This window comes from Fretibacterium sp. (assembly GCF_057312375.1).
The window spans coordinates 15199-27978 of sequence record NZ_DBHLDX010000003.1 but is presented as its reverse complement, the minus strand read 5'-3'; the positions used below and the strand labels follow the sequence as shown (position 1 = coordinate 27978).

General features: G+C 61.0%; 11 protein-coding genes. 1 reads left to right on the top strand and 10 read right to left on the bottom strand.

The annotated features are described in order from the left end of the window. The 10 genes from ACO41U_RS01130 to ACO41U_RS01085 all read right to left on the bottom strand — a co-directional run bounded on the left by ACO41U_RS01130 (window position 1) and on the right by ACO41U_RS01085 (window position 10591). Window positions 1-408 carry a DUF4418 family protein gene (locus ACO41U_RS01130; protein ID WP_485941129.1) on the bottom strand — a complete coding sequence of 136 codons (408 nt, stop codon included), beginning with the start codon at window positions 406-408 and terminating at the stop codon, window positions 1-3. Beyond that, on the bottom strand, window positions 405-818 hold the full coding sequence (locus tag ACO41U_RS01125; RefSeq protein WP_485941128.1) for an FMN-binding protein: 414 nt from the start codon (window positions 816-818) through the stop codon (window positions 405-407). Before ACO41U_RS01125 ends, ACO41U_RS01130 begins: the two co-directional genes overlap by 4 nt. 55 nt (window positions 819-873) lie before the next feature. Continuing rightward, window positions 874-1590, bottom strand: a complete 717-nt coding sequence (locus tag ACO41U_RS01120) for an ABC transporter ATP-binding protein (protein WP_485941127.1) — start codon at window positions 1588-1590, stop codon at window positions 874-876. Between the two features lies 1 nt (window position 1591). After that, complete coding sequence (locus ACO41U_RS01115; RefSeq protein WP_485941126.1) at window positions 1592-2833, bottom strand: ABC transporter permease; 1242 nt, start codon at window positions 2831-2833, stop codon at window positions 1592-1594. 50 nt (window positions 2834-2883) lie between these two features. Continuing rightward, window positions 2884-4170, bottom strand: coding sequence for an ABC transporter permease (locus tag ACO41U_RS01110; RefSeq protein ID WP_298778143.1), 1287 nt, complete (start codon window positions 4168-4170; stop codon window positions 2884-2886). Between the two features lie 105 nt (window positions 4171-4275). Continuing rightward, window positions 4276-5517 carry a Fe-S-containing protein gene (locus ACO41U_RS01105; protein WP_298778140.1) on the bottom strand — a complete coding sequence of 414 codons (1242 nt, stop codon included), beginning with the start codon at window positions 5515-5517 and terminating at the stop codon, window positions 4276-4278. 170 nt (window positions 5518-5687) lie between these two features. After that, window positions 5688-6281, bottom strand: coding sequence for an iron transporter (locus ACO41U_RS01100; RefSeq protein ID WP_298778138.1), 594 nt, complete (start codon window positions 6279-6281; stop codon window positions 5688-5690). An 85-nt stretch (window positions 6282-6366) separates the two neighbouring features. Continuing rightward, window positions 6367-7788 (bottom strand): FTR1 family iron permease, encoded by a 1422-nt coding sequence (locus tag ACO41U_RS01095; RefSeq protein ID WP_485941125.1) that lies wholly within the window; start codon window positions 7786-7788, stop codon window positions 6367-6369. A gap of 514 nt (window positions 7789-8302) precedes the next feature. After that, complete coding sequence (locus tag ACO41U_RS01090) at window positions 8303-9355, bottom strand: YeiH family protein (protein WP_485941124.1); 1053 nt, start codon at window positions 9353-9355, stop codon at window positions 8303-8305. 69 nt (window positions 9356-9424) lie between these two features. Beyond that, window positions 9425-10591 (bottom strand): glycoside hydrolase family 3 protein, encoded by a 1167-nt coding sequence (locus tag ACO41U_RS01085; protein WP_485941123.1) that lies wholly within the window; start codon window positions 10589-10591, stop codon window positions 9425-9427. A gap of 460 nt (window positions 10592-11051) precedes the next feature. Here ACO41U_RS01085 and ACO41U_RS01080 point away from each other — a divergent pair, with 460 nt between their 5' ends. After that, window positions 11052-12776, top strand: a complete 1725-nt coding sequence (locus tag ACO41U_RS01080) for a site-specific DNA-methyltransferase (protein ID WP_485941122.1) — start codon at window positions 11052-11054, stop codon at window positions 12774-12776. The last annotated feature ends 4 nt before the right edge of the window (window positions 12777-12780 follow it).

Genomic DNA, 12780 nt, shown 5'->3' with positions numbered 1-12780 from the left:
TCAGCGTTTCCCCACGAAGCCCGACACGAGGCCTGCAATCCCGATGAGGACGATCGCCAGGACGATCCAGCCCACGGCGGGCATGGTCACGGCGCGGCAGGCGTGGTTCGCCATTCCGCAGAGCCCCACGGCCCAGCCCGCGCCGGCAATGTGGATGATGTCGTTGGGGGCCATCCAGGCCAGGAGAGCCGCAGCAGCCGCCAGAAGGAAGCTCCAGCTCTTCCACCAGGCCAGAATGGAGAACAGTACGACCAACACCCCAATGGCCGTGATCAGGATGCCGCTGTACCAGCAGAGCATGTGTCCGCCGTCCGGCTTGGGCATGGAACAGACCGGCCAGAGGACGAAGGGCGTCAGAGCCAGCAGGACGCCCAAGAGCGCTTCGAGGACCGCAAGACGCCGCGTCATCTCCGCGCCTCCTCGAGGGCCTGCTTCACCGCGTTCCGGAAGTCCAGAAGCGACACCGTGGCGCCCGACACAGCGTCGATCCCATCGACGTTCTGGGACTCGATCAGCTTTTTCGGGTACTCTCCGATGCCCTGAAGGGCCGTCTGGGCCATGCGAAAGTTCGCCTCCGAGCTCCCCTCACCGTAGTGGGCGTCCTTGACGTTTCCGTCGTCGTCCAGGGCCTCCAGGTCGCATTTCGTGATCCTGCCGTCCGCGATCGTCAGCGTAACCTTCGTCTCTCCGAAGGCTCCGGAGGCGCTTCCGCTGTAGACGCCGTCCCGATACCCAACTGGCCGCAGGCTCATGAAGCCTACAGTCCCCGCGACGACCAGGGCCGCCGCTCCAATACCCCACAACGCGCGTTTCTTCATCGTCTTGTCCTTCCTTATCAAACAAACAGATGGATATGCACTAAAAAGTGTCCCCTCACCGATCCGAACGGACGACCTTCAGCTCGAGCGCCTGCCCGAAGGTGCCGCTCTGGTCCACGTCGTCCACGATCTTGCCGTACTCCAGCACGATCTTGCGCTGAGCCACGTCCCCCACCTCCGGGTCGTGCGTCACCACGATGATGGTGACCCCCTCCTCGTGGAGCCTGCGGAAGATGTCCACCACGATGCCCTCGTTCTCCTCGTCCAGGTTGCCCGTGGGCTCGTCGCCCAACAGGATCATGGGGGAGTTGATGAGGGCGCGGGCGATGCAGACGCGCTGCTGCTCTCCGCCCGACAGCTGGCTTGGAAGGTGCCGGGCCCGCTCCGCAAGCCCCACCTTGGCCAGCGCCTCCATAGCCTCCTCCTCGTCGGGCATGCTGTGGTAGTACTGAGCCAGCATGACGTTCTCGACGGCGGTGAGGTAGCTGATGAGGTGAAACTGCTGGAAGATCAGGCCGATCTTGTCCCGCCGGATCCGCGTCAGGCTCGCAGCGTTCTCGCGGCTGATGTCCACCCCGTCCAGGATGACGCTGCCCTCCGACGGCGTGTCCATGCACCCGATGATGTTGATCATCGTGGTCTTCCCGCTGCCGGAAGGGCCCATGATGGACAGCCAGTCGCCCCTGTTCACGGACAGGTTGATGTCGGACAGGGCCCGCAGCGTTCCGTAGACCTTCGATACGTTCTTCAACTCCAAAATTGCTTGCGACACGTTATTCCCCCCTCAGCACGATGGCCGGATGGATGTCCATCACCCTGCGGACCGGCAGAATCGACGCCAGCACCGTGACGACAATAAAGACTGCAATGGTGATGGGGATGAGGGACCACTGGAAGTTGATGGCCCTGCCAAAGACGTTCAGGCTGACGCGCTGGGCGAACTCAAACCCCAGCCACACGCCAAGCGCCCCGCCGATGAAGCCCAGGAACACGCCCTCGCCCAGGAGCTCTCCCATCACGAGGCCGTTCTCCGCGCCCAGCGCCTTCTTCAGCGCGATCTCGCGGTAGCGCTCCGCCACCATGGCGGTCATCGTCGTGTAGACGGAGATCATGGTGATGATGAGCACCACGACGGTCACCAGCAGGACCAGCGCCTGCAGCTTGCCCAGCACGATGTCCTGCGACTGCGTCAGGCGGCGGACGGCCCGGGGCAGCGCGCCGGGGACCTCCGCCTCGAGCTTCGAGGAGAGGGACGCCAGCTGCGCCGCGTCGGCCACCACGCTGCACTCCACGACGTCGCACCGGAAGGTGTCACCCACCAGCTCATCCAGCATGTCGACGTCCGCGAAGATGAAGCCCTCCTCCGCACCGCCCGTAGTGACGATGCCGCACACCGAAAAGCGCCGGCTGAAGTTCTGGCTGGCCAGGTCCCGCTTCTGGTTCTCCTCCGCGGTCAGGTTCTGACCCGACGCCACGGCCTGGTGCCCGTACTTCACGCCCTGAACGGTGAAGGCGTCGCCCAGGCTCAGGTTCAGGGTGTCCGCGATCTCACGCCCCACCATCACGCGGTCCGGCTCCTCCGCGGAGGCCCACTGCCCCTCGACGTACCAGAAGGGGCTGTTCTTCTTCGCCTCGGGCAGGTCCGTCCCGGCGATGATGTAGGGCTGCTCGTTGATCTTCACCGTCTGGTAGCGGTAGGGCGCCATCCCCACGATGCGGTCCGGACCCAGGACGTCCCGGACCTTGACCAGCTCCTCCCGCGTGATTCGGGCGTCGCCCTTCGGCAGGATGATGAGGTTCGCCCCGTAGGATCGGAACTCCCGCCCCAGCTGACGGGGGATGTCGTAGTAGATCGTCACAAGGCCCGAAAGGATCGTGGCGCCAATGGCGATCGCCAGCACCGCGATGATGAGCCGCGAGGCGCGGCGGACCAGGGAGCTCGTCACCATCCGCAGGTACATTCGTCGGCGGCTGCCGTGCCGCACGCCGCTACGCATATTTTCGCTGTTTTCCATGAAGAACCTCCGTAGACTTCGCGGAAAAGCCGCTCGCTTTTCCCGAACGCTCACTTTCCATGAAGGACCTCCGTAGGCTTCAGGGCCATCAGGTAGCGGATGGCCGGGACGCTCCCCAGGAGGGTGACGAAGAACAGGATCACCGCCACGATCAGGATGACCATCCGGGCGATCTCGATGGTGGAGCCGAAGACCGTCTGCCCGATGAGCTGAGCGAAGCCGATGCCGACGAAGTAGCCCACGGCGCCGCCCAGAACTGAGGTCATCATGACCTCCGTCAGCACCAGGAGGGCGATCTGCCAGTTCTGCGCGCCCAGCGCCTTCATCAGCCCCAGCTCCTGGCTACGCTCGATCACGCTCGCCGTGATGAGGTTCGAGATGGCCAGAGCCGAGCCAATGGAGCTCAGGATCGTGATCAGGACCATCAGGAGCGTCGTCTTGTTCAGGATCGTCCCCTCGGACTCCGCGACCTGCCGCACGGGCCGCGCTACCCCGTCGCGCACCACCTCCTGGATCTGGTGACAGATGGCGCTGACGTAGGCCGTGCAGTACCACGTCTCATACTCGTCAGGGGAGAGGCTCTTGGGGTTTTGGGCCGCCTTGCGGGCCAGGTCGTTGTCCGGCGTCGTCAGGGCGGAAACCTCGATGGTGGACACGCAACCGGGCAGGTCCATGAGCTCCTGCACCATCCGCAGCGTACCGATGACCTCCGTGTCCGCGTTGCTCCCATCGGTGAAGACGCCCTTCACGGTCAACCGCTTCGTCCGCCCTCCGCTGCTCAGGGTCAGGACGTCGCCGGGGTTGATGCCGTTTTGGCCCGCCAGGAGGCTCCCCACCATCACGAAGTCGTCGTCGTCCTCGCCGATCCAGTCGCCCTTCAGGTCGCGCGCCCACCAGCTGCGCAGGTCGCGCAGGCCCGTGTCCACCGTTTCGCCCGTGTTCAACTCCGCGTGCTTCCGCATCCACGTGCCCACCACGGTCACGGGCCCCACGCCCTGAAGCTCCGCCCTGCCGTTCAGCATGGGGGCGAAGCCGATGATGTTGAAGCCCCAGAAGATGGACTTCAGCTTCATCACGTCTTCCTCCCGAAGGAACTTGTCCGTGACGCCCTGCCCCTCGTTGAGGCCGTAGAGGTCGCTCATGAGCGCGGCCTCCTTGTGGCGCACCGTGATGTTGGCGCCATAGACCTTCAGCTCGCGGTTGACCTTGTCGCCCACCCCCAGCATGACGTTCATCATGGCGGTGGAGAGCGACACGCCCAGCACCACGGTGAAGGCGATCATCAGCATCTTGCTCTTCTGGCGGACCAGCGTCCGCCCTATCATTCTCCAGAACAACGCACGAACCTCCCCCATGGGGCCCGTTCAACGCAGGCCCGGTCAAGGTTGAAAGCCAGAGGGGCCGCGCAGCCGGCGCCGCGGGACGGCCCCTCGGAAAACCCGTCACTTAAACCGCTTCTCATGGCGCTCCAGGTCCCGCACGTCGACGAATATCTTCGACTCTCGGATCTCGTAGGGGAAGGGGATGGGGTTGCACCCGCCGTGGAAGCCGATGGTGTTCTTGTTCATCACCACGTCGCACCGGCGACAAACGACCTCCTCCTCTCCCCGTTCGTAGTAGCCCGCGATGCCGCAGATCTCACAGGCGTCCAGCCCGACGCCGTAGGCTCCGCCCACGGGCTTCTTCACCACCAGGAAACGGACGTCGAAGCCGTTCGGCGTGTGGTAGGAGAACTTGTGCAAATGGCCGTCGTCCACCTGGGTCAGCGGGATCGTGATGACGCCGTCTTCCAGGGTGTACTCCTCCGGCTGGACCTCCGCAGGCGGGCGCGTATCGTAGTAGCGCAGCACCACGACGATGAAGACCGCAGTCGCACACCAGAGGAGCAGGCTCCAGGACCATCGGCGGCAGCTGCGAAGCCGCGCCTTCTCCTTGCGGAGCAGTGCCCGGTTGGGGTAGGTTCCCAGCGGGCGGCGGTGGGTCGCTACGACCCAGGTCAGCATCGCGACGGCCAGGGCCAACTGGAGGAACAGGAAGGCGTCGGGATGGGCGTCCCCGAAGATCATGACCTGGAACACCAGGTCCGTGAGGCGAATGACCTTGAGCCGCTGCAGGGCCGCCACAGCCATCGTGCCGTACCCCAGAAAGAAGACCCCGACGGAGAGGACCAGGAAGCCTTCGCCCACCCGGGGCGGAAGGGCGGAGTGGACCTCATTCGCGCTGAGGCACAGGAGCAGGCAGACGATGATGCCGAGCGAGAAGCCGAGGGCGCGCAACAGGGCATTGGTGCTGATGCCGCTCTCGCCGAAGTAGACGAATTCGCGGGTGAACTGCAGCACCGAGGGCGTGACGTGCGTCAGCGCCAGAAGCGCCAGGACGGACAACAGGAACGTCAGGGAGAGCGACGGACCGTCGTCCCGGCGCCGAAAGATCAGGGCAGGAAGAGCCAACAACGCGGAGAGCGCCGCCGCTGCGGCGATGGCGACCACGAGCCAGCGGTTGAAGCTGATCAGGATGAGGTTCGTGCCCTTCGGATCCCACAGGCGCACGCCGAAGACCACACAACCCAGGATCAATCCTGAAACGGCGCCGAACCGAACCATGCGGCGCCGGATTTGACCGCCCCCCGAGGCGAAGCTGAGGATGATGCCCAGCAACAAGGCCGGGGAGGCAAGGTGATCCACGACGGATACGAGATACTTTAATATGGGGCTGACCTCCAATCTCACTCAAGGGGGGCCGATCGAGGCCCGGTCAACACGAAAAATTAAAAGCCGCGATGCCGGGCGGCGTTCGGCATGATCCGCAACGCGCCCGGCAGGCGGCCTTTTGAGGAAAAAACGACGAACGTCAGTTACTTATTCTGAAGCTGCTCGCCAGTGTAATTCCAGTCGAACTCCACAACGTGGGTCTTGAAGTACTCCGACGCGCCCTCCTTGGCGGGAACGCCCGTCTCCGGGTCCGTGTGAAGGAGGTAGTCCGTCGGGGGCTCGATGGTGATGCGCAGCTTGTAAGCGCCCACCTTCAGACCCTTCGCGATGTTGGCGCCGTAGTGGGGGCCGTCATCGGCGTTCATGGGCATGAAGCTGCCCTCCATGGCGGTCTTGCCCGCCTTGTCGATGATCTCGTACTTGACGGTCAGGTAGGCCGGCCAGATGTTGTCGCCGTTGCCGAAACCGTACTTCACGGCATCCTCGGGCTTCAGATGGATATCCGCCTCAAGGTGCATGTCCGAATCCTCCTTCGAGGGGTTCTTGCCGGCGGGGTACATGTCCACAGCCTGGAAGTAGACGGCCGCGACGTTGTAAGGCCCAACCTGCTGCTCCTCCCCGATGGGGATCTCGGCAAAACCGCTCTCGCCGGGCTTCTCCGCCGCAGGGGCGGCGAAGGCCGCACCGGCCGCGAGGGCCATGCACAGGACCATCAACGCAACCAACAACTTCTTCATAGCAACTTCCTCCTTAAAAACATTAAGATGTGTGTGTCACCTATCACGTCCGCGCCACAGCGCGGTGATCAAGCTAACGAATCTTCTACTTGTCCTCCGCGGGCTTTCTCCGGGAGAACAGGTGCGGGATGGTGATCCACAGCGCCGCGATGACCAGCATGATCTGGGGGATCAGGGTTTCCGCTCGGTCGTAGATGCTCAGAACCTCGATGCTGAAGCCATTCATCGCAGGGATCACCGTGCGGCCCGTGATGACGTCCGCCTCCGTCAGCTCCTGGACGCCCTTGCCCATGAAGGAAACGCACATCACGAAGAGCAGGATGCTGGTGAAGAGGAAGAACGCCTTGAGGGGAAGCCGAACGCTGAAGTAGCGGAAGGCGACCCACACCGCCACCAGCACGGCCACGCCGGCCGCGATGCCGTAAACAATGTAGACAGGATCGCTCATGCCCCCTGTGAAGGAGGCCTGATAGAACAGGATGAGCTCCGCCCCCTCCCGCATGACGGCGATGAAGGCCGCAAAGATCAGTGTCCAGTGGCTCCTTCGGTCGATGGACTGCTGGACCTTGCCGCTGATGTACCGTTCCCAGGCGATGGTGTCCGCCTTGGACAGCATCCAGTTGCTAACGTAGAAGAGCACGGCCACGGCCAGGAACATCGTCCAGCCCTCCAGGAGCTCCCGTGCCACGCCGCTCTGCTCGCCCATCCACTCCTGCAGGACCCACGCCAGCGCGATGCTGGCCAGGATGGCGGCAAAGGAGCCCACGTAGACCCCCTTCAAGAGGTTCTTGTTGTCCGTCTTGATCAGGTAGGCCACGATGGCGACGATGACCAGAATGGCCTCCAGCCCCTCCCGCACCAAGAGCCCAAAGGCCGTGACGAAGGTGATCCAGTTCGGGTCCGTCCGTGGACGCTTCTGGGGTGCAGGCGTTACAGCCGCCTCCGAACCCGCCTCGCCCGAAGAAGCGCTCGCCACAGCCTCGGTCGCCGCGGGAGCCCCAAGGAAGTCCGGCCGCTTCAAGCTCGTGTTGGCGTAGATCGCCGCTCCGGCACTGTCCGGCTCCGACTCGTCGATGTCGCCATCCAACACCATGGCATCGCGATAGACCTTCAGCTTCAGGTCCTCCACCTGGGACAACAGGGCGTTCTTCTCCCCCTGAGTGTTGCCCAAAAGAGCGTGCTTGATGGCAGCGAACTGCCCCTCGATGTGACTGACCCGCGCGGCCGAGATGGCCACCATCACGTTCTTCTCAAACCCCTGGACCTCGTAATAACCGAAGTAGGCGTTGTTGACGTGCTTATGCGCGTCCTTCCACTGATCGGCCAGAATGTCCTTCTGGGCCTCCTCAAACTCAACGGCCATGTCCACCGCGACGGCCTTCCAGTTTTCGTAGCGTTTCTTGGCCGCAGCGGCTGCATCCCTCGTTCCAAGGGACAGCAGCAGGGCAACCAACAGAAGAGCCCCCGCCAGGGGCCGCACCCACGCTTTGCAAAACCTGAACTTCATCTCGTCCGCCCTCCAACCGCGCGTTCCCGCCTGAGCAGAACTCGACGGGGACAAGCAAAATCACTCACAGTACCTATATTCAGTCGCCATTATAACATTTTTTAAAAATAAATGTTAGTTAGACGACTAAAACCACGTGAAAAAGATTCTACTCCACCTCTCGGCCTTTGTCAACAACCTCAAAAAGCGGCGACTATGGTCACACCAGCCTCCGCACAGCAGGCAGGTCTTTTGGCCATACTCGAGTATGAAGCAGAGGCGAGTGATGGAAATGAATGGAAACAACGGTATTTGAGCAACTTCGAACAAGGCTCGAGGGAGTTTGCTACAGCCGGATATCCATTCTGACGCCTAAGTTCGGAGAAACACGTAGAAGGCCTGCGCAGAGATCGCGGACAAGGGTTATGATCCTAAGGAACGGATAATCAGTTTCCCGGGGAAGTCGAAGAAGAAAGCTGTGATTCCGTCCAAGAGCACTGCAAAAGAGCCGTGTCTATTCCGCGAATGACCGAGATCATAGTCCAAGGTAACGTTGAAGTACGATGCTGACCAATGCAATCATAACCCAGCATGTAAAGCCAAGAAAAATGGGTTTTCCCCCCTTTTTCAAAAGGTCAATGAGGTTTGCATTCAGACCTATCGCAGCCATAGACATAACTATAAAAAATTTACTGAGGCCTTTCAGCACTTCAAACGTCCTGTTGATATACTCGAGCGCCACACCAGAGCAGCTTTGCAACAGAACGGTAGTCACAACTGAAGCCAAGACAAAATAAACAACAAACATTGGAAGGACAGAGCTTAACTTGAAAGAATGTTCGGTTCCGTCAGCACGACTACGTTTTTTGAAATAAACAATGGAGAGCACAAGGGTTATTGGGATGATCGCCAGTGTTCTCGTTAATTTAACCACCGTGGCATACTCCAATACACTGCCACCCGTCTTATGCAATGTGTCCCAGGTGGAAGCCACAGCGGTAACAGAAGAAGTATCATTAACCGCCGTACCGGCAAAAAGCCCAAAACTTTCATTGGACATTCCCAGCTTAGCGCCAATGCTGGGAAAGATCAATGCAGCAATGACATTAAACAAGAAGATAACAGAAACGGCCTGAGCAATTTCACCGTCATCGGCATCAATAACCGGAGCAGTGGCCGCGATAGCAGAGCCCCCGCAAATCGAGGACCCCACGCCAATAAGCGTCGCTGTTTTGACGGGAATCTTCATAGCCCTTTGTAGAATAAACGCAACAATCAGTGACGTCATAATTGTAAATACGATCACCGGTAAGGAGGCTACACCAATTTTTCCAAGAGTTGACAGATTAAGGCCAAACCCCAACAGTATCACTGCAAATTGAAGCAACTTTTTAGAAGTAAACGCAACGCCATATTGCAAGCCAGCCCCAAGCGGGAACCATAGAACCAAAATCATGCTCATAAGAATCGCCAGGACAGGTGCCCCCATAAGCGCAAAAACATCCGTTTGCTTTACAATAAAACAAGCCACCACTGCTATTACCAGGCATAAGGTGATGCCCGGGATCGTTTTTTTGATATCCTTCATCAAGGTACTCCTATTCGCATCTTGAGTGTCAAATCAAACGCAACGGGCGGATTGATCCCGACAGCGCACTTATCTCCCGGTGAAGCCGTTGCACCCTGTGGTTTCAGGGCTCCGTTTCCGCTTTATCGCCGCGATCCGATCCCACGACCTGCGCAGCCGTTCCTCCGGGATCCGGCCCTCCCTGACCAGACGCACCAGAGTTTCGTGGGCCTTCTTTGGGAAGTCGGGATCGAAGTCCATGCCTTTCATGTTCTGGGCGAAGATCAGCAGGTCCGACCCTGCGGAAACGGCCAGAAGGATGCGCTCCTCCAGACTGTAGCGCTGCGTCAACGCCCCCATGTCCAGATCGTCCGTGATGACGATCCCGTCCCAGCCCAGGGTCTCGCGCAGCAGGCCGGTCACGATCCTCCGGGACAGCGAGGCGGGCAGGTCGGGATCCAGCGCGGCGTTGAAAATATGGCTCGTCATGATCATGCCGCGCCATCCGGATGCGATGGCCCGGCGGTAGGGGATCAGTTCCTCCTCCCTCCAGGTCTGCGTCACGTCCGCTGCGCCGATATGGGTGTCCGCGTCGGCGCTGCCGTGTCCCGGAAAGTGCTTCAGGCAGGGGATGACGCCTGCGGCCCGCAGCCCCTCGGAGAACGCGGCCGCGTGCAGGGCGACCGTCTCGGGATCGGCGCTGAAGCTGCGTCCGAGCGCGCCGATGGCCGGGCTTTCGGGGTTGACGTCCACGTCGGCCACCGGTGCGAAATCCACGTCTATACCCAGCTCCGCCAGCTCGCGCCCCATCCGCTTCGCCGTGCCTCGGGTCAGGGCGATGTCATCGCTGCCCCCCAGTGTCCGGGCGGAGGGGTAGTCCTCGGCGAACCCCATGCCGGGACGCAGGCGCTGAACCCTGCCCCCCTCCTGATCCAGGCCGACCCAGACGGGCATGTCCGCAGGGGCCGCGGCCTTGAGCGCCGCCGTCAGGGCCCTGAGCTGTTTGGGCGAGCGGATGTTCCTGTCCGATTCCGCTCCGTTCGTCTGGTCGCGCGAGAACAGGATGACGCTGCCGACTCTTCCCGCCTTGATGTGGCGCACGATGGGAGAGTCCGGCCCCGCCTCCGTGCCCCGGAACCCGACCATCAGCATCTGGGCAGCCATCGCCTCCACCGTCGGCTCCGCTCCGGCGGGCGGAAGCGCAGCCAGGAGGAGACAGAAGACCGCAGTTCCAAACTTCGCAGCCCATGACGTCATCACGCATCACTCCTCTTGAAAAATTGAAAGCTCGACAACTTGAAAGATCGAAAAATTTCTGTCGGGCCATGCCGTCGCAGTTTTTCCAATCCACGGACAGAATTTTAACACACGGTTGAAACAGGTTTTATACTTCTCCCCAGAAGTGCAACAGAGTTTTGGGAGGAGAAGCGAATATGGCACTTCATATTATCAAGCAACAGGTAAATTGAAAAAAGGCCGTTGCATTCGGCTTGACGGTCTAGCTTCCCCAATACGGCGTCGCCTCCCCGGAAGGGGGAGGTGACTTGCGCCAGCAATCGGGGCGGTTACACAGCAAAGGTTGGTGATAAAATCGAGTTTACCCCTTACGAGGGAGGCATCCGACTGAAGGGGCCGTCGCATGGTCACGGCCACGGACAGAGCAGGTCGCACGGCGCGTATCGGGAGCGAAACGAACGAACCAACGGAGGTACAGCTCATGCCAACGCTTGAATGGATCGGGAAGGACAAGGTGATCAACCACCACCAGGAGGTCCCCTTCCGCGTGCTGGAGAAGAAATACACCGTGGGGGCCGATGAGAGCGACAACCTCATCATACGCGGGGACAACATGGAGGCCCTCAAGGCCCTTCTGCCGCGCTACGAAGGCCGCGTCAAGTGCGTGTACATCGACCCGCCATACAACACCGGCAACGAGGGCTGGGTGTACAACGACAACGTGAACGACCCGAGGATCCGCCGCTGGCTGGGGGCGGTGGTGGGAAAAGAGGGCGAGGACCTGAGCCGACACGACAAATGGCTCTGCATGATGTACCCGCGCCTTCGGTTGCTGCACCGCCTGTTGAGCCCTGCCGGCGCGATCTTCATCAGCATTGATGACGCAGAGTACTCCAACCTGAAGGCCGTGTGTGATGAGATATTCGGCCCGGACTGCTTCGTGTCCAATATTTCGTGGCAACGCACCTACTCCACCCGAAACGACTCCAAGGGCATCGTCAACGAGGTGGAACACATCCTGACCTACAGCCGGCATCCCGGCTGGAACCCAAACAAGCTCCCAAGGACAGAGGAGATGGACGCCCTATACAAGAACCCTGACAATGATATGGAGCCATGGGCGAGTGATAACCCTTTTGCGCCCGGCGCGGCCACGCATCAGGGCATGGTGTACGCCATCCAGCACCCCTTTACCGGCGAGATGATTTACCCAACAAATGGACGTTGTTGGACCTTTGGACAGGGCCAGATGCTGGAGATCATGAGTGGGTGGACGACCTATGAGCTGCGAGATCTCCACGACGAGGAGGCGCGGGCGATAGTGTGCGGCATTTCGGCGGCGGAGGTGCGCCCTGGAGTGCAAGCCATCGTGTTGGCGCTTCCTCTGAAGGAGGCCGCCGCCGCGGCGCGAAAGGTGTACAAACGGGGCCAGTGGCCCCGGTTCTACTTCACGAAGGGCGGCAAAGGCGGCATACGACGCAAGACATACCTCAACAGCGTGGGCGGCAAACCGCCGACGAATCTGTGGACCTACGCGGAGACGGGGCACACCGACGAGGCGAAGAAGGAGATGCTGGACATCTTCGACGGCCGCGCCACCTTCGACACGCCGAAGCCCCGGCGGCTGGTAGAGTTCGTGTTGAAGATAGCGGGCGACCCCGACTCCATCATCCTGGACTCCTTCGCCGGGTCTGGCACCACGGCCCACGCCGTGCTGAACATGAACAAGGCCGACGGCGGGCGGCGGCGTTTCATCCTCGTCGAGATGATGGACTACGCCGAGAGCATCACGGCGGAGCGCGTGCGCCGGGTCATCAACGGCTACGGCAGCACGGAAGGTACGGGTGGAAACTTCACGTTCTGTGAGCTGGGTCCGACGGTGATGACGGCGGAGGGCCTGATCAACCCTGAAACGCCGACGGAGCACCTGATGGAGTACGTGTGGTACACGGAAACGCGCCAGCCCTGGGCCGGCTCGCCGACAGACGCCACCCCCTGGCTCCTTGGGATGTGGAACGGGACGGAGTACTATTTCTACTACGAGCCATGCCGCCCCACGGCCCTGGACGAAACCTTTTTGCAGACGCTCCCGACAGGGCCTGCTGCCAGAGTCATCTACGCGGACATCTGCACCTTATCGGCGGCCAAGCTGAAAAAATACGGGGTTTTATTTAAGAAAATCCCGCGGGACATAACGAAGATATAAGGGA